The 22344-nt window shown below is 69.9% G+C and carries 24 protein-coding genes; 8 read left to right on the top strand and 16 right to left on the bottom strand.

Annotated elements, in window-relative coordinates; all coding sequences use genetic code 11:
* Positions 1–32: 32 nt before the first annotated feature.
* Positions 33–764 carry a pyrimidine 5'-nucleotidase gene (locus IGS68_RS22035; RefSeq protein WP_201073896.1) on the bottom strand — a complete coding sequence of 244 codons (732 nt, stop codon included), beginning with the start codon at positions 762–764 and terminating at the stop codon, positions 33–35.
* 137 nt (positions 765–901) lie between these two features.
* Between IGS68_RS22035 and IGS68_RS22030 the strand changes: the two genes are divergently transcribed.
* Positions 902–1561 (top strand): hypothetical protein, encoded by a 660-nt coding sequence (locus tag IGS68_RS22030; RefSeq protein WP_201073894.1) that lies wholly within the window; start codon positions 902–904, stop codon positions 1559–1561.
* Between the two features lie 456 nt (positions 1562–2017).
* On the opposite strand, the gene argB is transcribed toward IGS68_RS22030, so the two are convergent.
* The 7 genes from argB to IGS68_RS21995 all read right to left on the bottom strand — a co-directional run bounded on the left by argB (position 2018) and on the right by IGS68_RS21995 (position 7366).
* Entirely contained in the window at positions 2018–2944 is a 927-nt protein-coding gene (gene argB / locus IGS68_RS22025) for an acetylglutamate kinase (protein WP_201073892.1), read from the bottom strand.
* 135 nt (positions 2945–3079) lie between these two features.
* Complete coding sequence (gene yihA, locus IGS68_RS22020; protein ID WP_201073890.1) at positions 3080–3745, bottom strand: ribosome biogenesis GTP-binding protein YihA/YsxC; 666 nt, start codon at positions 3743–3745, stop codon at positions 3080–3082.
* A 104-nt stretch (positions 3746–3849) separates the two neighbouring features.
* Positions 3850–5595: a membrane protein insertase YidC gene (yidC, locus tag IGS68_RS22015; protein ID WP_201073888.1), complete on the bottom strand. Its 1746-nt coding sequence runs from the start codon at positions 5593–5595 to the stop codon at positions 3850–3852.
* A 9-nt stretch (positions 5596–5604) separates the two neighbouring features.
* Positions 5605–5946 carry a membrane protein insertion efficiency factor YidD gene (yidD, locus tag IGS68_RS22010; protein ID WP_201073886.1) on the bottom strand — a complete coding sequence of 114 codons (342 nt, stop codon included), beginning with the start codon at positions 5944–5946 and terminating at the stop codon, positions 5605–5607.
* Positions 5943–6359 carry a ribonuclease P protein component gene (rnpA, locus tag IGS68_RS22005; protein ID WP_201073884.1) on the bottom strand — a complete coding sequence of 139 codons (417 nt, stop codon included), beginning with the start codon at positions 6357–6359 and terminating at the stop codon, positions 5943–5945. The genes yidD and rnpA overlap by 4 nt, the downstream gene beginning before the upstream one ends.
* A gap of 5 nt (positions 6360–6364) precedes the next feature.
* Positions 6365–6499, bottom strand: a complete 135-nt coding sequence (rpmH, locus tag IGS68_RS22000; protein ID WP_201073882.1) for a 50S ribosomal protein L34 — start codon at positions 6497–6499, stop codon at positions 6365–6367.
* Between the two features lie 84 nt (positions 6500–6583).
* Entirely contained in the window at positions 6584–7366 is a 783-nt protein-coding gene (locus IGS68_RS21995; protein WP_201073880.1) for a hypothetical protein, read from the bottom strand.
* A gap of 189 nt (positions 7367–7555) precedes the next feature.
* Between IGS68_RS21995 and IGS68_RS21990 the strand changes: the two genes are divergently transcribed.
* The 4 genes from IGS68_RS21990 (at position 7556) to IGS68_RS21975 (ending at position 11696) form a co-directional block, all read left to right on the top strand.
* Positions 7556–8287 (top strand): TVP38/TMEM64 family protein, encoded by a 732-nt coding sequence (locus tag IGS68_RS21990; protein WP_201073878.1) that lies wholly within the window; start codon positions 7556–7558, stop codon positions 8285–8287.
* Positions 8280–9692, top strand: a complete 1413-nt coding sequence (locus IGS68_RS21985) for a dihydrolipoyl dehydrogenase family protein (RefSeq protein ID WP_201073876.1) — start codon at positions 8280–8282, stop codon at positions 9690–9692. Before IGS68_RS21990 ends, IGS68_RS21985 begins: the two co-directional genes overlap by 8 nt.
* Positions 9693–9774: 82 nt before the next feature.
* Positions 9775–11175, top strand: coding sequence for a sensor histidine kinase (locus IGS68_RS21980; RefSeq protein WP_201073875.1), 1401 nt, complete (start codon positions 9775–9777; stop codon positions 11173–11175).
* A gap of 299 nt (positions 11176–11474) precedes the next feature.
* Positions 11475–11696, top strand: a complete 222-nt coding sequence (locus IGS68_RS21975; protein ID WP_201073873.1) for a hypothetical protein — start codon at positions 11475–11477, stop codon at positions 11694–11696.
* A 79-nt stretch (positions 11697–11775) separates the two neighbouring features.
* On the opposite strand, the gene IGS68_RS21970 is transcribed toward IGS68_RS21975, so the two are convergent.
* Positions 11776–12033, bottom strand: a complete 258-nt coding sequence (locus tag IGS68_RS21970) for a hypothetical protein (protein ID WP_201073870.1) — start codon at positions 12031–12033, stop codon at positions 11776–11778.
* Between the two features lie 244 nt (positions 12034–12277).
* Between IGS68_RS21970 and IGS68_RS21965 the strand changes: the two genes are divergently transcribed.
* Both IGS68_RS21965 and IGS68_RS21960 read left to right on the top strand, forming a co-directional pair.
* Complete coding sequence (locus tag IGS68_RS21965) at positions 12278–13150, top strand: TIGR02587 family membrane protein (protein ID WP_247881021.1); 873 nt, start codon at positions 12278–12280, stop codon at positions 13148–13150.
* Between the two features lie 11 nt (positions 13151–13161).
* Positions 13162–13548 (top strand): hypothetical protein, encoded by a 387-nt coding sequence (locus IGS68_RS21960; protein WP_201073868.1) that lies wholly within the window; start codon positions 13162–13164, stop codon positions 13546–13548.
* Positions 13549–13563: 15 nt separating this feature from the next.
* Here the strand turns inward: IGS68_RS21960 and IGS68_RS21955 are convergent, their stop codons facing one another.
* From IGS68_RS21955 to IGS68_RS21945, 3 genes are all read right to left on the bottom strand, one after another.
* Positions 13564–14190 (bottom strand): ParA family protein, encoded by a 627-nt coding sequence (locus tag IGS68_RS21955; RefSeq protein ID WP_201073866.1) that lies wholly within the window; start codon positions 14188–14190, stop codon positions 13564–13566.
* Between the two features lie 18 nt (positions 14191–14208).
* Entirely contained in the window at positions 14209–15792 is a 1584-nt protein-coding gene (locus tag IGS68_RS21950; protein WP_201073863.1) for a CYTH and CHAD domain-containing protein, read from the bottom strand.
* A 199-nt stretch (positions 15793–15991) separates the two neighbouring features.
* Entirely contained in the window at positions 15992–17035 is a 1044-nt protein-coding gene (locus IGS68_RS21945; RefSeq protein WP_201073861.1) for a class I SAM-dependent methyltransferase, read from the bottom strand.
* 281 nt (positions 17036–17316) lie between these two features.
* Between IGS68_RS21945 and IGS68_RS21940 the strand changes: the two genes are divergently transcribed.
* A complete protein-coding gene (locus IGS68_RS21940; RefSeq protein WP_201073859.1) occupies positions 17317–18510 on the top strand; it encodes a phosphoglycerate kinase in 1194 nt (397 codons plus the stop codon).
* 27 nt (positions 18511–18537) lie between these two features.
* Here the strand turns inward: IGS68_RS21940 and IGS68_RS21935 are convergent, their stop codons facing one another.
* From IGS68_RS21935 to IGS68_RS21920, 4 genes are read right to left on the bottom strand one after another with little or no spacing between them, the layout of a single operon-like run.
* Complete coding sequence (locus tag IGS68_RS21935) at positions 18538–19773, bottom strand: ABC transporter substrate-binding protein (RefSeq protein ID WP_247881020.1); 1236 nt, start codon at positions 19771–19773, stop codon at positions 18538–18540.
* A 25-nt stretch (positions 19774–19798) separates the two neighbouring features.
* Positions 19799–20890: a phosphotransferase family protein gene (locus IGS68_RS21930; RefSeq protein WP_201073857.1), complete on the bottom strand. Its 1092-nt coding sequence runs from the start codon at positions 20888–20890 to the stop codon at positions 19799–19801.
* On the bottom strand, positions 20887–21588 hold the full coding sequence (locus IGS68_RS21925; protein ID WP_201073855.1) for a TIGR04282 family arsenosugar biosynthesis glycosyltransferase: 702 nt from the start codon (positions 21586–21588) through the stop codon (positions 20887–20889). Before IGS68_RS21925 ends, IGS68_RS21930 begins: the two co-directional genes overlap by 4 nt.
* Positions 21589–21595: 7 nt before the next feature.
* Complete coding sequence (locus IGS68_RS21920; RefSeq protein ID WP_256445784.1) at positions 21596–22276, bottom strand: glycosyltransferase; 681 nt, start codon at positions 22274–22276, stop codon at positions 21596–21598.
* Positions 22277–22344 lie beyond the last annotated feature (68 nt).

Raw genomic sequence — 22344 nt, 5'->3', positions numbered from 1 at the left:
AACCGGAACATGGTTCACCGGCAAAGCCGCTGTCAACTGCCGACCGCAGTCGCGTCCGGAGACCCGTCCGGCCGCGTCAGGCCGACCAGCCATTCGATCAGGTCGTCCACCGCATGATGGATGTGGTCGCCGTGCCCGACGCCGCCGCGGTCGGGGCGGGCGAAGTCGGCCTCCGTCCGGACCCAGACGGTGGTCATGCCGAGCGCCGCGGCCGGAACCAGGTTGCGCGCGATGTCCTCGACCATGCAGGCGCGCCGGGGTTCGATGCCGTGCCGCTCGACCAGCTCGCCGTAAGGGCGGGGATCGGGCTTCGGCACGTAGCCCGCCGCGACGATGTCGTAGATCACGTCGAAGTGCCGCGCGATGCCGAGGCGGGCCAGCACGTTGTCGGCGTGCCGGCAGGACCCGTTGGTATAGACGATCTTGCGGCCGGGCAGCCGTTCCAGCGCCTGGTCGAGCTCGGGGCTGGGGATCACGGGCGTCACGTCGATGTCGTGGACATAGTCCATGAACTCGATCGGATCGACGTCATGCTCCGTCATCAGGCCGCGCAGCGTCGTGCCGTAGTCGCGGAAGAACTGCTTCTGCCGGCGGCGCGCCTCGTCCCACGGCAGGTCGAAGCGCTCGCCGATGAACTCGGTCATGCGCTGGTCGATCTGGGCGAACAGGTTGCTGGAGGCCGGGTAGAGCGTGTTGTCCAGATCGAAGATCCAGACGTCGATGCCTGAAAGCGGCGTGGGGGAGCGGGTGTCGGTCGCGGTCATGGCGTGACAATGGGCCGGCGCGGGCGGTACGGCAAGTGGCCGCACCGCGGGGGACGCCTTTGCGCCGCCTCAATCGCGCATTATGTGATGGGACGCCCCGGGGGAATGGATCCCTCTTCGTGACGGATATGGATGGAATGAAGACTGTGGCTGCGGTGCGCAACGCGCTGCTGGGCGTGGCGATCCTCGCCGGCGCCGGCATCAGCGCGGGATATCCGGAAGGCTCTCCGGCCCAGGCGCAGGTGGCGCCGGCCCACCAGGACGCCGCCGCGGTCGGCGAGACCTTCGTCGCGGCCCGTCAGGCGCTTCTGGCGAAGGACGGCAGCGGCGTGCTGGAGCTGCTGTCGCGCGAGAGCCTCGCCCGGGTCGAGCGGACCCGCAAGGCGGCGCTGGACGGCGAGATGGCGGCCCTCGGCCCGTCGGAGAAGTTCGGAGCGCTTGGATTGCAGCACTACCTGAAGCCGGCGGAGCTGAGGCGCATGACCCCGGCCCAAATCGTCGAGTTCGGCCTGCGCAAGAACTGGCTGGGTCCCAACGTGATCACCCAGGCCGGCATGGAGAGGGTGTCGGTGCGCGGCGACCGCGCCAGCGGCACCCTGGTGGTCAACCAGCGCCCCGTCATGGTGCCGGCCGACTTCGTGCGGGAGAACGGGGAATGGCGAGTCGACCTGACCCGCGCCATGGACCTGACCGACGCCATTGTCCGCGGCACCGCCATGGCGACCAAGCGCAGCGAGGACGCCGTCGTGCGGGAAATGCTCGACCGCGCCGTCCGGAACCAGGCGCCGGCGCGCTGAGGAGGACCGGGACCCATTTCGCTCTCGCAGGTCTATTCGTTTCCGATGTAGTCATTTCTGAAGAAGCGACGAGGATCGGATAAGCGAGCTGAAAGACACCTTGCGACTTCAGCCATCCTTGAAGGCTGCTGCGGAGAAGCTGTCGGCAATGCAGGTCAGCGGGTACTTCAGGAAGCGGGCTGCCGGAGAGCGCGGCGCCTTCCTGGACTTTCTGGACGGGGCCGGCGACGAGGAGCCTTGCGAAGGTGATGTCCTGACCGATCCGGGCGAAGGAGCGTCGCGATAGAGCTGTGCCCGATCAGGTCGATCCATCTTGGACGGCCGATCCGATGCGTTGCGCCATGGGCGCAACCTACTCAGCCACCGACAGGGGGTTCCATCATCGGTCAGCGGTCGCGCATCGATCATGAGAGGGAAGGGGGAACCGGGTTCCCCCTTCGGCGGCCGGTCGGCCCCTCAGTCCCGCCCGATCATCGTTCCGGCGCCGCCTTCGGTGAAGATCTCCAGCAGCAGGGCGTGGGGCACGCGGCCGTCCAGGATGACCGAGGCGTCGACGCCCTGTTCCACCGCGGAAATGCAGGTCTCGATCTTCGGGATCATGCCGCCGGTGATGGTGCCGTCGGTCATGTAGCGCCGGGCGTCCTCCAGCATCATGCTGGGGATCAGGTTCTTCTGCTTGTCCAGCACGCCGACCACGTCGGTCAGCAGGAACAGGCGGGTGGCGCCGAGCGCGGCGGCGATGGCGCCGGCCGCCGTGTCGGCGTTGATGTTGTAGGTCTCGCCGTTGCGGCCCAGGCCGATCGGCGCGATCACCGGGATCACGTCCGACTTCTCGAAGGTCTCCAGGATCTGCGGGTTGACCTGGTACGGCTCGCCGACGAAGCCCAGGTCCAGGATCTTCTCTATGTTGCTGTCGGTGTCCCGCTGTGTCCGGCGCAGCTTGCGGGCGCTGATCAGGTGGCCGTCCTTGCCCGACAGGCCCACGGCCTTGCCGCCCTGGTTGTTGATCGCGGTGACGATCTGCTTGTTGATCGAGCCGGACAGGACCATCTCGACGATCTCGACCGTTTCCTTGTCGGTGACGCGCAGGCCGTCGACGAAGGAGCTCTTGATCTTCAGCCGCTCCAGCATGGCGCCGATCTGCGGTCCGCCGCCGTGGACCACCACGGGGTTGATGCCGACCTGCTTCAGCAGCACGACGTCGCGGGCGAACATCTCGCCGAGCGACTCGTCGCCCATCGCGTGGCCGCCGTACTTGATCACGAAGGTGCGGCCGGAATAGCGGCGCATGTAGGGAAGGGCCTCGGACAGGGTCCTGGCCTTGTTCAGCCATTCCTCGCGGGACAGCTGCGGCGGGGCGGGGGGGACGGTCGGTTCGCTCATGGCGCGGGACTCTAAGCCAATGGGGGGGTGCCTGCTAGCTGCGGTTTTGCGACAGACCGCTTTCCCGTTGCAAGTGATTCGGCCGCAACACTGCCGTGATTCCGCATCCCCGCGGCCGGAACCGGACGGAGCCGGTCAGGCCGGCAGCGCCAGGGTCGCCAGGCTGGCGCGCAGCTCCGGGATGCCTGTGCCTTCCTCGGAACTGGTCGAGGCCACCTCGGGATGGGCGGCGGGGTGCTTCCTCAGGCCGGCGACGGTCTTCTCCACGACGGCGGCCTGCTCCGCCTTCTTCACCTTGTCCATCTTGGTCAGAACGACCTGGTAGGGCACCGCGGCCTTGTCGAGCATGTCCATGATCTCGACGTCGTTCGGCTTCAGCCCATGGCGGCCGTCGATCAGCAGGCAGATCCGGCGGAGCGTGACGCGGCCCTTCAGATAGTTCTTCACCAGCCCGGTCCAGGCGGCGACCTTGGTCTTGGACTCCTTGGCATAGCCGTAGCCCGGCAGGTCGACCAGGATCATCCTGCCGCCCAGGTCGAAGAAATTGAGCTGCTGCGTGCGCCCCGGCGTGTTGGACGTGCGGGCCAGCGTCTTGCGGCCGGTCAGGGCGTTCACCAGGCTCGACTTGCCGACGTTGGACCGGCCGGCGAAGGCGATCTCCGGCAGGGTGGCCTCCGGCAGGTTGGCCTCGTCCGCGGCGCCCCAGATGAAGTTGCACTCCCTGGCGAACAGCAGCCGGCCTTCCTCCAGGCCGGACTCGGTCTGCTCGGGCATCAGGGTCGGGATGATCGGGCCGGTCATGGCGGTCGCGTTCCTTCTGCTCTCTGGCTCTGGGCCCATGTCTCTCAACGACGAACGCCGCCCGCGGTTGCCCGGGGCGGCGCTGTCGGAGCGGGGTTCCCGCGTCAGGTCACCTTGACGCCCATGCGGCGCATGATGATCCATTGCTGCAGGATCGACAGGCTGTTGTTCCAGGCCCAGTAGATCACCAGTCCGGCCGGGAAGCTGGCCAGCATGAAGGTGAACACGAAGGGCAGGGCCATGAACACCTTCGCCTGCACGGGGTCCGGCGGGGCCGGGTTCAGCTTCTGCTGCAGGTACATCGTGATGCCCATGATGATCGGCCAGACGCCCAGGTGCAGCAGGCTCGGCGGGTCCCAGGGGAACAGGCCGAACAGATTGAAGATGGTGGTCGGATCGGGGGCCGACAGGTCCTTGATCCAGCCGAAGAACGGCGCGTGCCGCATCTCGATGGTGACGAACAGCACCTTGTAGAGCGCGAAGAACACCGGGATCTGGATCAGGATCGGCAGGCAGCCGCTGACCGGATTGGCCTTCTCGCGCTTGTACAGCGCCATCATCTCCTGGCTCATCCGCTGGCGGTCGTCGCCGAAGCGCTCGCGGATCTTCGTCATCTCCGGCTGCAAGGCCTTCATCTTGCTCATGGCCTTGTAGGACTTGTTGGCCAGAGGGAAGAAGACCGCCTTGACGCAGACGGTGAACACCAGGATCGCCACGCCGAAATTGCCGAACAGCGTGCCGAAGAAATCCAGCGCGTAGAAGAACGGCTTGGTCAGGAAGTAGAACCAGCCGAAGTCGATCGCCAGGTCGAAGTTCTTGATGCCGTACTGCTCCGCGTAGGCGTCCAGCAGCCTGACCTGCTTGGCGCCGGCGAACAGGCGGTTGGTCGTCTCGGTGCTCTCGCCCGCGGCGATCGTGACCGGCTGGCCGGTGTAGTCCACCTGGTAGCGGTCCTGGCCGTTCGCCGAGGTGTGGCGCAACTGGGACCTGAACTGGCCGCCCTGGTCCGGGATCAGCGACACCAGCCAGTATTTGTCGGTGATGCCCATCCAGCCGCCGGTGGTGTCGTACTGGATGTTGCCGTCTTCCTTGACGTCGCCGTACTTGTATTCGCGCAGGGTGCCGTTGAAGACGCCCAGCGGACCCTCGTGCAGGATGTAGTAACCCAGGGTCGGCGGCGTGCCGTGGCGCGACACCAGCCCGTAAGGAACCAGGGAGACCGGCGCGCCGGTGTTGTTGCGCACCCGCTGGGTCACCGTGAACATGTAGTTCTGGTCGACCGCGAAGGTCTTCTCGAACACCAGCCCCTGGCCGTTGTCCCAGGTCAGGGTGACCGGGCGGTCGGGCGTCAGCGGATCGGCCGGCGCGGTCCACTGGGTCGAGGCGTTCGGCACCGGCTGGTTGGTCCCGGCGGCCGGCACCCAGCCGAACTCGGCGTAGTAGGGCTGGCTGGTCCCCGCGGGGGAGAGCAGCACGATCTCCGGGCTGCTGCGGTCGGGCGTGACGTGGTAGTCGGCCAGCGTCAGGTCGTCGATCCGCGCGCCGACGGTCGAGATGGTGCCGTGCAGGCGCGGCGTGTCGATCCGGACCCGCTGCCCGGTCGCCACCACCTGGGAGCGGTCCTGCGGAGCGCCCGCGGCCGGAGCCCCGGGGATCGGAACCGGCGATCCGTCGGCGGTGATGCCGTCCGGAGTGGTCGGGGCGGGCAGGCGGGCCTGCTCTTCCGCGCGCTGCTGCGCCAGTTCCGCCTTGCGCTGTTCCATGCGCGGGATTTCGTAGAAGTACTGAAATCCGAGCAGGATGACGATCGACAGCAGGATCGCCACGAGGAGGTTGCGCTGGTCAGTCATGGGTCCTGGTCAGTCCCTGCCGTGGTCGCATCTGTTATGAGTCTCGTGTTCGGTGGCCTGCCCGGTATCGGCCTGACGGGCGCTGGCGTTTCCAGCATCCGGCACCGGGTCCCAGCCTGCTCCGCCCCACGGGTTGCACCGCAGGATGCGCCAGGCGGCCATCAGGCCGCCGCGGACCGCGCCATGCTTAGATAGCGCTTCCAGCGCGTAGTTGGAACAGCTTGGTTCGAAACGGCAGTTGTTGCCCAGAACCGGGGCCAGGGTCCACTGGTAAACCCTGACCAGCGCGCGCAACAGCCATGCCGCCGGGCTCCTGCCCGCGGGGCCGGCATCCGTCGTGCCGACGCTCATCGTCCGGTCCCGCATCGGTCCGTCCCACGTTGCGCGCGCCACGCCTTCAGGCGCTTGAGGCAGGTCGTCAGGTCCTGGCGCAGGTCGCCCCATGGACGGACCAGCGTCTCGCCGCGGGCGATCAGCACGAAATCCGTGTCGGGCGCGCCGTGCTCGGCCAGGATCTCCGCCGCGAGCGCGCGGAGGCGCCGTTTCGCCCGGTTGCGGGCCACGGCGTTGCCGACCTTCTTGCTGGCCGTAAAGCCCACGCGCACGGACGCTTCGCCGGCACCGGAGTGCTGGCGGTCGTCATGGCGGCGGGCTTGCAGGATCAGGCCGGGAGCGACCCATTTGCGGCGTGCCCCGGCTACAGCGAGAAATTCCGGCCGCCGCTTGAGGCGCCCGAGCCCGGGCGCGCTCCCCTCGGGCGGCATCGGGCTTAAGCGCTGAGGCGCTTGCGGCCCTTGGACCGGCGGGCGGACAGAACCCGGCGACCACCCACGGTGGCCATACGGGCGCGAAAACCGTGCCGGCGCTTGCGCACGATCTTACTCGGCTGGTACGTGCGTTTCACGACACACACTCCGTTCAAACTGGTGACTGGAAAAACGAAGGACGGTGTATAGGGGCAGGGACCGCGCGAGTCAATCCAAGTTCGTCACCGCCACTTGCCGGTCAGGAGCGGCTCGATCGGATGCCTGCCCTTGGCGAGGCGGAGCCGGGTGAAGATGTCGGCCGATCCTTCGGACTCGTCCTCCGGGTCCAGCGCGACGCCGAGATCGCGCTTCACGTCCCGCCCGGCACCGATCAGGATGAACTCGGCCCCGGCATGGTCGAGCAGGCGCGTATCCTCGGCCGCGAAGCGGCGGCCGCGGAATTCCTCCTGGAGCTTCTCGGGATAGTCCGCCTCCCGCTCCCCGTCCAGCCCGGCACCGGCCGGCGAGCCCTTCTCCGGGTTCTTGACCGAGAGCGCGAAGCTGCCCTCGGGGAGGATGTTCAGCTCCCGCTGGACCGGGCCGGGCTTCTCCGGAAGCTCCAGGGCATAGGCCAGATGCAGGGAATGGCCGGTCCTGGCCAGGACGTACACCCCTTCGCCGGCCGGGCGTGCGGCGGGACGTACGCGCTCGCCCCGGGTCTTCGTCCGGTGGCGCTGCTCGTCCAGCCCGGACGTGATCTCCTTCGCGCTCCGCGCGACCAGATCGACGAAGCCCCAGTTGCGCTCGTGGTCCTCCACGTCCGGCAGCCGCTTGCGGCCGACGGTCATCAGCCGGAACCGCGACGCCCCGTCGGGGCGGAGGACGATATGGAAGCGTTCCACGTCCGCGATCCCGCCGGCGCCCTCCTCCGGTTCGCCCTCGGCACGGACCTTGGGGCGGTACAGGAAGTAGATGTCGCCGCTCTCGACGATTTCGGCGTGCCTGCGGCTCTTTCCCTCGGCCATGACGTTGATCCCCGGTGCCGTGTGTCATCACAAGATCAACCGTCCCGGTGCCCCATCCTCTCGGGGCAACCTCTCGGGGCAACCTCGCGGATCAACCTCACGGGCGGCCTCACGGCAAGGTGACTGGCCGGTGAGCATCGCCCGATGATAACTCTCGGAAGCACCCCGCCGATGGAGAGGAAGACGCCCATGGCCGCCGCCGAACCGATGTCCGAGCCTTCCAACCTGAGGCGCTTCCTGCCGCTGGCGGTGCTGGCCGCGGGATTGGTCGCCTTCTTCGCCCTCGGGCTCCACCGGTACCTGAACTTCTCGACCCTCGGGGAGCACCGGGAAACCCTGCTCGACCTGGTCGCGCGCCATCCCCTGGTGGCGCCCCTGGCCTTCATCGGGGCATATGCGGCGGCGGTGGCCTTCTCGATCCCGGGCGCCGCGGTGCTGACCATCGCGGGCGGGTTCCTGTTCGGTACCCTGGCGGGCGGCGTCTACGTGGTCACCGGCGCCACGCTCGGCGCGATCGGCGTGTTCCTCGCCGCGCGGACCGCCCTGGGCAGCGGGCTGCGCCGCCGGGCCGGGCCGTGGATGGAAAGGCTTGAAGCGGGGTTCCGCGAGAACGCGCTCAGCTACCTGCTGGTCCTCCGGCTGGTGCCGCTGTTCCCGTTCTGGCTGGTCAACCTGGTGCCGGCGTTCCTGGGCGTGCCGCTCGGCACCTACGCGCTCGGCACCTTCCTCGGGATCATTCCCGGCAGCTTCGTCTACGCCTCGGTCGGCAACGGCGTGGGAGCCGTGTTCGACGCGGGCGGAACGCCGGACCTGTCGATCATCCTCGATCCGGAGATCCTGCTGCCGATCGCCGGGCTCTCGCTGCTGGCGCTGGTGCCTGTCATCTACAAGAAGTTCAAGGGGAATAGCGCCCATGGCTGAGGTCAGGACGGACATATGCGTGATCGGCGCCGGATCCGGCGGGCTTTCGGTCGCGGCCGGCGCGGTCCAGATGGGCGCCTCCACGGTCCTTATCGAGCGCGGCGCCATGGGCGGGGACTGCCTCAACTATGGCTGCGTGCCGTCCAAGTCGCTTCTGGCCGCAGCGCGGGCGGCCGACGCGGTCCGCCATGCCGGCCGTTTCGGGGTGAACGGCCACGAGCCGGAGATCGACTTCGCACGGGTCCACGACCATGTCCACGGCGTGATCGCCGCCATAGCGCCCAACGATTCCGTGCAGCGGTTCGAGGGATTGGGGGTTCGGGTGATCCGGGCCGAGGCCCGCTTCACCGGCCCGGACGCGGTGGAGGCCGGCGGCACCACGGTCCGTGCCCGCCGCTTCGTGCTGGCGACGGGATCGCGCGCGGCGACGCCGCCGATCCCCGGCCTGGACGGGGTTCCGTACCTGACCAACGAGACGATCTTCGAGCGCAAGGCGGCGCCCGACCACCTGATCGTGATCGGCGGCGGGCCGATCGGGATGGAAATGGCCCAGGCCCACCGCCGGCTGGGCGTCCGGGTCACCGTGCTCCAGAAGGACACGATCCTGCCCAAGGACGATCCCGACCTGGTCGCCGTGGTGCGCGACCGGATCAGGGCCGAGGGGGTCGATCTGCGCGAGGGGGCGGAGATCGCCCGCGTCCAGCGCCACGGCAACGGCATCGCCGTCGTGCTGGCCGACGGCGGCCGGATCGAGGGTTCCGACCTGCTGGTGGCCGCCGGGCGGCAGGCCAACGTGGACGGCCTGGGGCTCGAGCTGGCCGGGATCGAGTACACGCCCCGGGGGGTGAAGACCGACGCCCGGCTGCGCACCACCAACCGCCGGGTCCATGCCGTCGGCGACGTGGCGGGCGGGCCGCAGTTCACCCATATCGCCGGCTACCATGCCGGGATCGTGATCCGGAACGCGCTGTTCCGGCTGCCCGCCAAGGTGGACTACTCGGCGCTGCCCTGGGTCACCTACACCGAGCCGGAGCTGGCCCATGTCGGCATGACCGAGGCGCAGGCGCGCCAATCCCATGGCGACGTGCGCGTGCTGACCTGGGGTTTCGAGGAGAACGACCGCGCCCAGGCCGAGCGGGACACCGAGGGCAAGGTCAAGGTCCTGACCCTGCCCAACGGCCGGATCCTCGGCGCCTCCATCGTGGGGGCGCATGCCGGCGAGCTGATCCAGGTCTGGTGCCTGGCGATCTCGCAGAAGCTCAAGATCGGCGCCGTCGCGTCCATGATCGCGCCGTACCCGACCCTGGGGGAGGCGGGGAAGCGGGCGGCGGGCAGCTTCTACACGCCCAAGCTGTTCAGCGGCCGGACCCGCGGCCTGGTCCGCTTCCTCGGCCGGTTCGGCTGAAACTTTCCGCCCCACGGGTTCAACAAGCCGGCTTTTTAAGTATAAGGTGTCCGTCCCCAACGGAACGGATACGCCGCCGGCCATGATCCTTCGCAAGTTCGCCACCAGCCTGTCGGCCAAGCTGCTGGTCATGACCATCCTGTTCGTCATGCTGGCGGAGGTGCTGATCTTCGCGCCGTCGGTCGCCCGCTTCCGGCAGACCTGGCTGGAGCAGCGCATGGCGGCCGGCCATCTCGCGGCCCTGACGATCGAGGCGGCGCCCGACCAGATGGTCACCGAGGAGCTGGAGACCAAGCTGCTCGCCCATGTCGGCGCCTATTCGGTCGATCTCGAACTGCCGGACGAACGCATCTACATGCTGAGCACGACGCCCACGCCGCCGGTTGCCCAGGCCTACGACCTGCGGCGCGCCATGTGGTTCGACATGATCGTGGACGCCGTGGCCCTGCTGGTCCGCCGGGAGGACAGGGTGATCCGGGTCTTCGGCGCCTCCCCGAAGGACGGCAGGGCCGAAGTCGAGCTGATCCTGGACGAGGCGCCGCTCCGCGCCGAGATGATCGACTTCGCCGAGCGCATCCTGGCCCTGTCGGTGCTGATCTCCCTGATCACCGCCGGCCTGGTGTTCCTCAGCCTGAACGGCCTGATGGTCCGGCCGATGCAGCGGATCACCGCCAGCATGATGGCCTTCCGCCGCGATCCCGAGGACCTGTCGGCGACCCTGCCGCCGACCGGCCGGGCCGACGAGATCGGCATGGCCCAGCGCGAACTGATCGACATGCAGGCGAGCCTGCGCGCGGCGCTGCGCCAGAGGGAGCGGCTGGCGGCGCTCGGCACGGCGGTCACGAAGATCAACCACGACCTCCGCAACATCCTGTCCACCGCCGCCCTGGTCTCCGAACGGCTGGCGGTCAGCGAGGATCCGGAGGTCCGCCGGGTCACGCCGCGCCTGATGCAGGCGATCGACCGGGCGGTCGAGCTGTGCAGCCAGACCCTGGCCTATTCGCGCGACGGCACGCTGCCGCTCAGGCGCGCGGCCGTGCCGCTGGCCGAAATGGTCGAGGAGGTCGGGGCCGAGCTGGCGCCGGCCGCCGGGGCCGGCGTCGCCCTGGTCAACCGCGTGCCGCGGGAGCTGAGGGTCCAGGCCGACCGCGAGCAGCTTTCCCGCGCGCTGGCCAACCTGGCCCGGAACGCGCTGGAGGCCGGCGCCACCGAGGTCACGGTCGCGGCGGCGCCGCCGGCGGGCGACGACGGGCGGCTAGCATTGACGGTCAGCGACAACGGGCCGGGCCTGGCGCCCCGCGCCCGGGAGAACCTGTTCCAGCCCTTCGCCGGCTCCGCCCGCGCCGGCGGCACGGGCCTGGGCCTGGCGATCGCGCGCGAGGTCGCCCGCGCCCATGGCGGTGACATCCGCCTGGCCGGAAGCGATTCCCGCGGCACCTGCTTCGTGCTGGAACTCCCGATGGCCGGCAGCCCGTCGTCCTAGAGATGTGCCCGATCAGGTTGAACCGCTCCGCTCCTCGCAGCCGGCCGGTCCATTCGCCGCACTGTGTTGCGCCATGGGCGCAACCTACGGCTCGATGCAGGGCGGAGCTGATGCGGGCCGACGATCGTAGTTGCGCCCATGGCGCAACGAACCGGATCAGCTGTCTCGGGCGGACCGACTTGATCGGGTACAGCTCCAGGATCTAAGGATCGATTGCGACGATCGCGCCGTTTCCCTATTAGAGATGCGGAATCATCGACGGTGGCGGTGAGCCGCCTTGCGGAACGGAGGAGAGTACGGTGGACAAGATCGGCACATGGGTGACCAACGGCATCGTCGGCGTGATCGGCCTGATCGGGCTGTTCGTGGCGTCGCGCGCAGCGGATCACACGTTCTATTACATGGGGCTGGTCGTTTTCGTGGTGGCCGTCGGCGTGATCTTCTTCTCGATCCGCCGGGCCTTCGACCAGGCCGGCGCGCGCCCCCGGGGACCGGGCGATACCGCGGCACACGAGAACTGAGAGCTGACGTCGAAAACGGAAAGGCGCGGCGCCCAAGGGGCGCCGCGCCTTTTTCCTGACCCGAAGGGCCCGTCAGCGATCAAGAGTTGATCGTGATGGAGCCGATCGAAGTGTTGTCGCTGACGTCGCCGCCCAGGGCGCCCGCGGCGGCCGAGGTGGAGCCGGCATCGCCGCCGAAGCCCGACGCGGTGCCCGAGCTCGAGCCGTTGCCGTAGCCGCCGAAGGCCGAGGCGGAGCCCAGGCCGGCACCGCCGACGCCCATGGAACCCGAGGTGGAGTGACCGAACGCGTCGCCGCCCGACTTGCCGCTCTGCTCAACGCCGACATTGGTGCTCATGATTTTCTCCGCTGATCGAAGGTCTGTTCCATTTCGCCGTCGGCACCATCGCCGTCCGCCGATGCTTTCCCTATCAGCAAGCTCCGTGCCACTTTCGAAAGAGTTATGAAAGGCGCGCAGCCGGCGGGTTCCTGTCGGCTCACGAGCATGCCGGCAGCGATCCGGAGCCGTCCCGCCGTCGAGTTTGCTGGAACCCGTCCAGTAATTTTGGACTACCCAATCCGTATGGCGGGAACCGGCGGCCATGAAACGTCTTCCCGGGGAGGGGAACATGCGCGGGGGATCGATGACCGATGCGATGGAGTGGAAGATCAACCGCGAGTACGCCGTCGCGACGGGGCGTGCGTTCGGCGGGGCGATCATCTTTTCCCTGCCGCTCATGATGACCATGGAGATGTGGTGGCTCGGCTTCTACATGCCGAGGTCGCGCCTGATCCTGTTCCTGGCGCTGACCGTCCCGCTGCTCTCCGTCCTCGCCTATTACGCCGGATTCGAGAAGGGCGCCGGTCCCCGGGACTTCGTCCTGGACGCCTTCGCGGCGCTCGCGGTCGGATTCGTCGCGTCCGCCGCGATCCTGCTGGTGCTGGCGGTGCTGGAGACCGGCATGTCGGCCGACGAGATCGCCGGCAAGATCGTGCTCCAGGCCATTCCCGGCGCCATCGGCGCCATGCTCGCGCGCAGCCAGCTGGGGCAGCGCGACGCCGGGGGAGAGGAGGAGAGCCGGCGCGACACCTATGGCGGCGAGCTGTTCCTGGCGGGCGTGGGAGCGATGTTCATGGCGTTCAACGTGGCGCCCACGGACGAGATCGTCCTGATCGCCCTCATGATGACGGAATGGCACGCGATCGCGCTGGTCGCCGGCTCGCTCCTGATGATGCACGGCTTCGTCTACGCCGTCGGATTCCGCGGGACCGCGGAACCGCGCGAAGGGTCGGCGGCGCGGGAGTTCGTGCGGCTGACCGCCGTGGCCTACGTGCTGTCGCTGCTGATCAGCCTGTACGTGCTGTGGACCTTCGGCCGCACCGACGGCCTGGGCTTGGAGGAACTGGTGAAGACCGTGCTCGTCCTCGGGTTCCCGGCCGCCATCGGCGCCGCCGCCGCGCGGCTGATCCTGTGAGGGGGGCCGGCATGGCGGAGAAGCCGCGGACACCCGCGCTGGAATGGCTGCTGGGAGGCATCGGCCTCCTGCTGGTGGCGGGCACCATGGCGTTCCTGGCCTGGTCCGGGATCGTCCAGGGCGACCGGCCGCCGGACGTGCGGGTCGAGGTCGAGGAGATCCAGCGCCAGAACAACGGCTGGCGGGTCGCCGTCCTGGCCCGCAACGAAGGGGGAGAGGCCGCGGCCGAAGTGCTGATCCGGGGGCGGCTGGCGGACCCCCGGGGGACCGTCGAGGAGAGCGAGCTGCGCCTGGATTTCCTGCCCGCCAGTTCCGAGCGCCGGGGCGGCCTGTTCTTCACCCGCGACCCGGCGGGTTTCGACCTGACGGTGCGCCCCGTCGGCTATGCCGAACCGTGAGGCCGGCGTTCCCGGCTATCCCACCAGCGCAATGTAGCTGAGCAGCGGTTCCCAGTCGGCGCGGTAGTCGCCGACGCGCTTGCCCTTGAGGTCGAACAGGCTGAGACCCGTGGCGGCGGTGTCGGGATAGAGCTGGGTGTCGCGGATCCGGGTCACGACCTTGTGGCCGACGCCGTCCAGGAACTCGTCCAGCCGGTCGGCCGACTTGGTCCGGGCGCGCAGGCGGTTGCCGACCACCGCCACCGCCTTCTTGTTCTTCGCGATCGGCTTCAGCTCTTCCAGCTTGTCCAGGAAGCGCCGGGTCGCCTGCTCGTCGAAGGCGCTGGGCAGCACCGGCAGCACGATCACGTCGGCCAGCTTGACCAGTTCCTCGATCTGCCTGGTCTTGAGCGCGGCCGGCGCGTCGATCACCAGCCGTCCGGAGCCCTTGGGCGGCGTGGCCAGGTCCTTGCTCCAGTCCAGCCCGGTCAGGGGGGCCGCGTCGGCCGGACGGCGGTCCACCCAGCCCAGGCTGGATTTCTGACGGTCCACGTCCGCCAGCAGGGTGTTCTGGCCGGCCGTCGCGAAGGCGGCCGCCAGATGGGTTGCGATCGTGGTCTTGCCGCAACCGCCCTTTATGTTGGCGACGAGGACTGTGAGCATGGTGGCGGCGATCCTACCCTAGCCGTTGGAAGCCTTCGACCAGAAAGGCTTCGCCGCGGCGAAATTCTCCCAGTCCTGGACCAGCCTCGGCTCGATCTGCGCGACGCCGCGGGCGTGCCAGCCGATCACCATGCCGCCGCCGATGCGCCACAGGCCGGGGCCGCCGACCTGATCGGCCGCCAGCCGCCCCATCAGGGCCTCCGCGGTGGCGACGTCGTTCAGGTGGCCCAGGTCGTCCTGCAGGGCTGCCAGCCGGCGAAGATACTTCGCCGTGGCCTTGTCGCCGTAGAGCGACCGGAAGAACTCCGCGGCGTAGCGCAGCTTCTTCAGGGAGATGCGCAGCTCGTGCCGCTGCTCGGCGCGCAGGTGGGCGAAGCCGGCGCCGCGCCGGCGCGCCTGCTTGTGCCGCTTGGCGAGCAGCCCGTCGGCGAGGTCGGTGACCGGGGCGAACAGCCGGGCCGCCTCCTCCGACAGCGGCTGCTGGCGCCAGGAGCGCGCCTCCAGCCAGCTTCCCAGCTTGAGCAGCAGGGTGGTGTAGCGGGTCGACAGGATGGCCGCCCGCGCGCGTTCATAGGCCCGCTCCCGGCTCGCCAGGGCGGCTTCCCGCAGCGCGGTCAGGGGGCCGCCCCGGGCGGATTCCTCGTCCAGCGCGCCTTCGACCGGGGCCAGCAGGTCGGCCAGGAAGACGTCCCAGTCCCGCGCGTTGCCGAGCTCGCCGGCCAGCCACTTCACCTCGGCGGCCAGCCAGCCGTACTGGTCCGCCGGCACCAGGCTGCGGAACAGCCCCAGGGCGGAGCGCAGGCGCCGCAGCGCCACCCGCATCTGGTGGACGCCCTCGGGGTCGGCGCCCTTGAGCGCCGACGCCTCGTTCAGCACCACGTGGCTCAGGCAGTTGCGCATGATCGAGGCCAGCGCCTGCTCGGCGGTATGGTCCGGGGTCAGCAGCAGCTTCCGGGCCTTCACCGCCGATTCGGCCTCGCCCGCGGCCAGGGCGTAGCCGCGCTCCGCCTTGGTGCGGGTCTCGATCCGCAGCGGCGCCACGGCCGACAACTCCAGCGCCAGGTCGAACAGGGCCTGGGGGTCGCCGCCCTTCAGCTCAAGCTCCAGCTCCGCCAGGGGCATGACCTCCCCGCCGGACGTCCGGATCTCGCCCTGGTCGATGGCGACCTCGATCACGGTCTCGGGGCCGCGGCCCGCGGCGCCGTTCAGCATCCGGACCTGCCGCTTGACGTGGCTGGCGAAGACCGGCCGCAGGTCGGCCTGGGTGATCGGGCCGAGCAGGCGCAACGGCTCCTCGTCCGTCACGGCGGCGAGGTCGGGTTCCGCGGTCGGCACCGCGCATTCCCATTCGCCCCGGCTGAACACGCCGCCGGCATGCTCGTTGGCGGCCTTGATGGTCTGGACGAAGCTGCGTCCCTGCTTGCGTACCCGCAGCGTCACGTCGCGGCCGCGCAGGCGCAGGTCCTCGGTGTCGTAGTAGACGCTCTCGAGGTTCTTGGCGGCCGGACGGCCCGCCGATCCGGCCAGTGCCGGGGAATTGCGGAAGCGGGGCAGATGCTGCGGCTCGACCCGCAGCTTCAGCTCGATCTCCTGGCTTGCCATTCTTTCGTGTCTCTCAACCCGGGGCCAATGTCAGCCCCCGAGATTTGTCATGAAACTGAAAACATTGGCAAACTTTATAGGAGACAGGCCATATACAAACAATATGTAATATTACTGTCATAAAACGGTAATAAAACCGCTTCCGCCGTCCAGACGACGATGGCGGAATGCTGGTGTCGCCGGTCCGCCGCCGCCGCTTTCACCGTTTGCGCAATACCACCACCTTGGACATGAACGCCAGAGTCGTTTCGACGATTTCGAGACCGGCTTCCGAGAACAGGGAGCCGATGTCCTGGCGGACATAGTCGTCGTAGTAGGGTTCGTAGAAGGCCAGCGGGAACAGGTCCAGCAGGCCGTCATAGTCGGGCCGGTCGCCTTTCTGAAGGGTCTCGACGAAGACCAGGATGCCGTCCCGCTTCAGCACCCGGGCCATCTCGGCCGCGGCGGCGGCCCGCACCTTGCGGGGCAGTTCGTGGAACAGGTAGATGCAGGTGACCGCGTCGAAGCTTTCGTCCGGGGCCGGTATGCCCTCGGCCGCGGCCTGGACGAACCGGGTGCGCGACCAGGGGCTGAGCAGCCGCCGGGCCTGGCGCAGGTAGTTCGGGCTCAGGTCCAGCGCGGTGACGTCCAGCCTGGGGTAGTTGTCCTTCACGAAGGTCAGGAAGCGGCCCGTGCCGCAGGCCACGTCCAGGAGCCTGCACTCGGAAACCCTGCGCTCGCGGAAGTGGAGGCGGAGGGGCACCAGCGCCTGCCGGCGCATCGCGTCCGCCGCGCCGCCGAACAGCACCTCCACCTGATGATCGTACAGTTCGGCCGAGTGGTCGCTGAGGTAGCCGTCGGTCTGGTAATGGAAGTTCTGAAGATAGTAGCGCGGCAGCTTCGACCCTTCCGCCCGCCGCTCCTCGAACACCTCGGTGGCGATCCGGTCGCGCCGCCGGCGCCGCACCTCCGGCAGGTCCTGGAAGAAGCGCACCGCGTCGCGCAGCACCTTGCGCGGCGGCTCCACCATGTCGTGGGGCATGCGGTAGTAGCCGGCGTCGATGTTGGCGAAGTCGCGGCGCATCAGCTCCCTGATGTCGGCCAGGATGGCCGCCCTGTCCGGCGTCTTCAGATCCCTGGGCAGCCGGTCCCTGGGCACGACCCGACCGTTCAGCCTGGCCGCGAGGAGATACTGCCCGAAGAACCACGAGATGCGGGCGGTCTGGCTGAGGGCGTAGGCCGCGCGTCCTGCCGGTCCGATCATGGTCGAAGCTCCGTCACCATTGGCGATCATAGGAAAGCTATGCTGGGTTTCCGGGACGCCAAGTCAAGCGGGGAGCGGACGGGCCGGGGCGGCGCCCATTTCGATACGGGTAGCCTGACATAGTCGCCGCCCCTTGCGGCCGCGGGAGATTGATTTGCCGGGCCGGTTGTGGTTGGTTCCCCCCGCGGCGACAGGCATCATGAAAATGCCACGAAGTCATCCTGCGACACCTTTGGCGATCCACTGGGCGCGCACTATCCATGAGGAATGGGACGGAACCGATGAGCGGCTTCAAAACCCTTGATGACTACCAGTTCGATGGCAAGACCGTCCTGGTCCGGGCCGACCTGAACGTCCCGATGAAGGACGGCGCGGTGTCGGACACGACGCGCATCGACCGGCTGGCTCCGACCCTGACGGAGCTGTCGAAGGCCGGCGCCAAGGTGGTCGTGCTCTCCCACTTCGGCCGGCCCAAGGGCGGCCCCGACCCGAAATACTCGCTGCAGCCCGTGGTCGACGCGGTGTCCAAGGCGGTCGGCCAGAAGGTCGCCTTCGCGCCGGACTGCGTCGGGCCGCAGGCCAAGGAGGCCCTCGCCAAGCTCCATGGCGGGTCGATCATCGTGATGGAGAACCTCCGCTTCCATCCGGAGGAGGAGAAGAACGATCCCGGCTTCGCGAAGCAGCTCGCCGAGCTGGGCGACATCTACGTCAACGACGCCTTCTCCGCGGCCCACCGCGCCCACGCCTCGACCGAGGCGCTGGCCCGCCTGCTGCCCAATGCCGCAGGCCGCCTGATGGAGGCCGAGCTGAAGGCCCTGTCCCTGGCGCTGGAGAACCCCGAGCGTCCGGTCGCCGCCGTGGTCGGCGGCGCCAAGATCTCCACCAAGCTGGACCTGCTGGGCAACCTGGTGCGCCGGGTCAACCTGCTGGCGCTGGGCGGCGGCATGGCCAACACCTTCCTCTATGCCCGCGGCACCGCGGTCGGCGCCTCCCTGTGCGAGAAGGACATGGCCGAGCAGGCGCGCGAGATCATGGCGATCGCCGAGCAGGCCGGGTGCGAGATCCTGCTGCCGCGCGACGCCATCGTCGCGAAGGAGTTCAAGGCCGGCGCCGAGAGCCAGGTGGTGGCGATCGACCAGGTGCCCGCCGATTCCATGATCCTGGACGTCGGCCCGGCCACGGTCGAGTACGTGACCCTGAAGCTGCAGGGCTGCCGCACGGTGGTCTGGAACGGCCCCCTGGGCGCGTTCGAGACCCGTCCGTTCGACGCCGGGACCAATGCCGTGGCCGGCAGCGTCGCGGCGCTGACCAAGGCCGGGCGGGTGCTGAGCGTGGCCGGCGGCGGCGACACCGTGGCTGCCCTGGCCGCGGCCGGCGTCGAGGATGCCTTCACCTATGTCTCGGCCGCCGGCGGCGCCTTCCTGGAATGGCTGGAAGGCAAGGACCTGCCGGGCGTCGCGGCGCTCAAGGGCTGAGGCCGGGAAGGTCGGAGTCCGGGAGCGTCAGCTCCCGTACCGCTTCGTCCATTGCCGCTCGATCCGCACCATCCACGAGGGGTGCGGTTCGAGTTGCGGCGTGCCCAGCTCCCCGTCCGACAGGGTCGCCACGCCCCGGGGCAGGGCGTCGAATCGCCGGCGGTCCTCCGGATCCAGCCGGTCCGGGTCCAGCACCGTGAAGTCGCCCCACACGGCGGGATCCTGCTTGCGGATCTGGGCTTCCGGCGACAGCAGGAAATCGGCGACCACCATGGCGGCCTCCGGCGCGTTCGCGTTGTAGGGGATCGCCACGAAATGGGTGTTGCCGATCGTCCCGCGCTCCAGCACGAAGGTCCGGACCGAGGGCGGCAGCAGGCCGCCGGCGATGTCGCGGGACGCCTCGCCGGGATGGAAGCTCAAGGCCATGGCGACCTCGCCGTCGGCCAGCATCTGCTTCAGCGCCGGGCCGGTCGCCGGGAAGGTCCGGCCGCCCCGCGCCAGGTTGGGGTGCAGCCGGTCCAGGAACGACCAGAGCGGCTCGGTCACCCGGTCGAAATCGCCGTCGTCGGCCGGCCGCTGGAGCCGCGCCGGGTCGGGGGTCACCTCCACCAGCATCTGCTTCAGGAAGGTGCTGCCGATGAAGTCCGGCGGGCTCGGATAGGTGAAGCGGCCGGGGTTCCGCTCCGTCCAGTCGAGCAGGGCGGCGGCGCTGCGCGGCGGATCGGCGACCTCTTCGGACTCATGGACGAAGACGAATTGGGCCATGCCCCAGGGCGCCTCCAGCCCCTCGGTCGGGATCGTGAAGTCGACGGTGGTGGTCGGCTTGCCCACCGTGTCGATCAGGGCGGCGTTGGGCAGCCGGTCCACGAAGGGGCCGTACAGCAGCCCGTTCTCCTTCATGGCCGCGAAGTTCTCGCCGTTGATCCAGACCAGGTCTACCGAGCCGCCCCGGTCCTTGCCGGCCGCCTTCTCGGCCAGCACGCGGGACACGACGTCGGCGGTGTCGGTCACCTTGACGTGGCGCAGGTCGATGCCGAAGCGTTCGCGCACCCGGCCGCCGACCCAGCCGATATAGTCGTTGATCCGGGGATCGCCCGCCCAGGCGTTCCAGAACACGGTCTTGCCGCGCGCGGCCGCCAGGGTCGCGTCCCAGCCGGATGTCGGGGACGTCGGCGCCTGGGCGGCTGCCGGCACGGCACCCAGAAGAAGCCCCGCCGCCAGGACGGCGGCGGCGAGCGGGGGGAGGCGAAGCGGCGATGGCACGGCTCTTGGATCTCCTGTTGGGGGCTCAGCCCGGGAGCGGGAGCAGGTCGGTCAGGGGATTGGCGGTCAGCCACTCCGACCGGACGGCCGCGATGGTGACCGGGTCCAGGTAATCGGCCACCCGGCCGGCGACATGGTCCACCAGGGCCGCGTCGCTGAGGTCGGCCGACCAGTCCTCGGCGCTCTCGGCCCGATCCTTGGCGTCCTTGGCCGCGGCCCGCGACTCGACCCGCCACTTGGCGCACCAGGTCACCGACCACAGCCACATCACCCGCCGCAGCGGCAGCAGCCAGGGACGGCAGGACTCCGCGAGGGTGGCCTCCACCTGATCCAGCCACAGCCCGTAGGCGGCGGCGATGTCGGCGGTGCCCAGGACGGCGTGGCAGGAGACGTCCCAGGTGGTCGAGGTGTAGAGCGTGGCATGCGCCAGGTCGAACCCGGCGGCGCCGTAGCGCGCCTTCTCCAGGTCGACCAGGACGGCCGTACCGGAACCGGCGATCAGGAAGTTGCCGGGATGGGCGTCGAACGAGATCAGGGTGACCGGGGGCCTTCCGCTCCGGCGCGCGAAGGTCCCGGCCCAGGCGAGTTCCTCCTCCACGGCGGCCCGGGCCTCGGGGTGGAGGCCGGCGGCGTCGAGATGCCGCGCCTGTGCCGTCACCTCGCGCAGCGTGGCGCCGACCGGGTCGACCTGGTCCCGCAGGGGGCGGCGGGCAGCCGGAGGCGGCACCGGAAGTCCGTGGATCGACGCCAGGGCGCGGACGATCGCGGGCAGGTCGGCCGGCAGGACAGGGGGCCGGCCGACGATCTCGTCGACCACCAGCGCGCCCATCGGCACCGTCGCCTCCGGCAGCATCACGGCGTGCAGGCCCGGCACGTGGCCGCCCGGGCCCGCCCGTTCGAAGCAGGCCGCCTGGTAGGTCAGGTTGGATGCCGCGGACAGGCCGAGCTGGCTCTGCCTGGGCACCCTGAGCAGGACGCCGTGGCCGGCCACGCGCACATGGTCGTGCGCCAGCCCGGTGGTCGGCAGGGGCGTCAGGTCCTCGGGACGGACATCCCCGAATCCGGACAGGCGGATCAGCCGCCGGTGCAGGGCCTGGAGCAGGGGCGTCGAAATCATGTGAAACAGTATGGCCGGTCCGGGGAGACCGCGATAGGGCCCGAACCTTCACATCGGCGTGAACGCCCGGCTTCCCCGCCGCGCCTCCAGCGGCGCCAGGCCGCCGGATCGTCGACATCCTCCAGCAGGGCCAGCGGCGCTCCCGCCTCGCCGGGGCGCAGGTTGGCGAGCGTATCGGACAGGGCATGCGCGCCGGACCAGCGGACGCCCGCGAAGACGTCGCGCGGCTCGGCCGGCCGGCGGCGCGCGCCGACCAGCCAGTAGCCGCCGTCCGCCGCCGGCCCGAACACGAAGGCGTGGTTCCCCAGGGCACGGAAAGCGGCGGCGGCATGGTCCGGCCGGATCGCCGGGATGTCGCTCCCGATCACCACCACCGGGCCCGGGGGCAGGCCGACCGGCGGCCGGCGCATGGGACGGCGCATCCGGTCGCCCAGCCCGCCGCCGCCCTGCGGGAGCGGGCGTACCCGCTTCGGCAGCCCCGGCGGCAGCCGGGCGCGGTCGGGCGTCAAGGCCAGCCAGACGGTCCAGCGGGGATCCCGGGCGAGCCGGCGCAGCAGGGCGGCGAGGGCGGTGCGCTGGAAATGCACGGCCGCGACCGGACCGACATGGGCGGCCAGGCGCCGCTTGCCGCGCCCGAGGCGGGCCTCCCGCGCGAACACCACGAGGTGCCGCGCCGTCGGGGCGGGACCGAGGGTCATCGCGGGCTCACCCGTAAAGCCGGCGGACGGCGCTTGGCGGCAGGCCGGCCAGATAGAGCGCGAGGCAGCCGAGGTTGCGCAGCGGCCGAAGGACATAGCCGCCGCGCCGGTAGCGCTCCGCCGAGGTGGTGACGGCGAAGGGAAGGGGGACCAGCCGGCGCCGGCCGATCCGGCGCACGAGGGCGACATCCTCCATCAGGGGGATGGCGGGAAAGCCGCCGGCCGCCCGGTACAGGTCGCGGTGGACCAGCAGGCCCTGGTCGCCGTAGGGCAGGCCGAGGCGGCGGCACCGCCAGCCGACCAGCCGCTCGATCCGGCGGGCCGGCGCCGCGCCGTCGTCCAGCGCGAATCGCCCGTAGCCGGCGCGGGCACGGTTCTCCGCCGCCGCCGTGAAGCGCGCGGCTTCGTCCGCCCAGGACGGGTCGGGCACGCTGTCGGCATGGAGGAAGAACAGCCATTCCGCCGTTCCGTCCGCCAGCAGCGCCGCCGCGCCGGCTGCCAACTGGGAGCCCCGCCCGCGCGGCGCCCGGATCATCCGCGCGCCGTGCCGCAGGGCCGTGCCGGGAGTGCCGTCCGTCGAGCCTCCGTCGGACACCAGGATCGGCCATCCCGCCGCCGCCGCGGCCGGGCCGATCGCTTCCAGCGTCCGGACCAGGCCGCCGGGCCCTCCGGCGTTCAGCGTGGGAATGACGATGCCGAGGGCGGACAGGGATGTCTCCTGCGGGTCCGGGGGCGGGGAGGCGTCCGGCTCCAGTC

Origin of the sequence: Skermanella sp. TT6, from assembly GCF_016653635.2 — a bacterium.
Classification (GTDB): Bacteria; Pseudomonadota; Alphaproteobacteria; order Azospirillales; family Azospirillaceae; genus Skermanella; species Skermanella cutis.
This window is presented reverse-complemented; position numbering and strand designations above follow the sequence as displayed.

Coding starts and splice junctions, on each gene's coding strand:
- IGS68_RS22035 (WP_201073896.1), bottom strand. CDS start 764: ATGACCGCGACCGACACCCGCTCCCCCACGCCGCTTTCAGGCATCGAC.
- IGS68_RS22030 (WP_201073894.1), top strand. CDS start 902: ATGAAGACTGTGGCTGCGGTGCGCAACGCGCTGCTGGGCGTGGCGATC.
- argB (WP_201073892.1), bottom strand. CDS start 2,944: ATGAGCGAACCGACCGTCCCCCCCGCCCCGCCGCAGCTGTCCCGCGAG.
- yihA (WP_201073890.1), bottom strand. CDS start 3,745: ATGACCGGCCCGATCATCCCGACCCTGATGCCCGAGCAGACCGAGTCC.
- yidC (WP_201073888.1), bottom strand. CDS start 5,595: ATGACTGACCAGCGCAACCTCCTCGTGGCGATCCTGCTGTCGATCGTC.
- yidD (WP_201073886.1), bottom strand. CDS start 5,946: ATGAGCGTCGGCACGACGGATGCCGGCCCCGCGGGCAGGAGCCCGGCG.
- rnpA (WP_201073884.1), bottom strand. CDS start 6,359: ATGCCGCCCGAGGGGAGCGCGCCCGGGCTCGGGCGCCTCAAGCGGCGG.
- IGS68_RS21995 (WP_201073880.1), bottom strand. CDS start 7,366: ATGGCCGAGGGAAAGAGCCGCAGGCACGCCGAAATCGTCGAGAGCGGC.
- IGS68_RS21990 (WP_201073878.1), top strand. CDS start 7,556: ATGGCCGCCGCCGAACCGATGTCCGAGCCTTCCAACCTGAGGCGCTTC.
- IGS68_RS21985 (WP_201073876.1), top strand. CDS start 8,280: ATGGCTGAGGTCAGGACGGACATATGCGTGATCGGCGCCGGATCCGGC.
- IGS68_RS21980 (WP_201073875.1), top strand. CDS start 9,775: ATGATCCTTCGCAAGTTCGCCACCAGCCTGTCGGCCAAGCTGCTGGTC.
- IGS68_RS21970 (WP_201073870.1), bottom strand. CDS start 12,033: ATGAGCACCAATGTCGGCGTTGAGCAGAGCGGCAAGTCGGGCGGCGAC.
- IGS68_RS21965 (WP_247881021.1), top strand. CDS start 12,278: ATGAAACGTCTTCCCGGGGAGGGGAACATGCGCGGGGGATCGATGACC.
- IGS68_RS21960 (WP_201073868.1), top strand. CDS start 13,162: ATGGCGGAGAAGCCGCGGACACCCGCGCTGGAATGGCTGCTGGGAGGC.
- IGS68_RS21955 (WP_201073866.1), bottom strand. CDS start 14,190: ATGCTCACAGTCCTCGTCGCCAACATAAAGGGCGGTTGCGGCAAGACC.
- IGS68_RS21950 (WP_201073863.1), bottom strand. CDS start 15,792: ATGGCAAGCCAGGAGATCGAGCTGAAGCTGCGGGTCGAGCCGCAGCAT.
- IGS68_RS21945 (WP_201073861.1), bottom strand. CDS start 17,035: ATGATCGGACCGGCAGGACGCGCGGCCTACGCCCTCAGCCAGACCGCC.
- IGS68_RS21940 (WP_201073859.1), top strand. CDS start 17,317: ATGAGCGGCTTCAAAACCCTTGATGACTACCAGTTCGATGGCAAGACC.
- IGS68_RS21930 (WP_201073857.1), bottom strand. CDS start 20,890: ATGATTTCGACGCCCCTGCTCCAGGCCCTGCACCGGCGGCTGATCCGC.
- IGS68_RS21925 (WP_201073855.1), bottom strand. CDS start 21,588: ATGACCCTCGGTCCCGCCCCGACGGCGCGGCACCTCGTGGTGTTCGCG.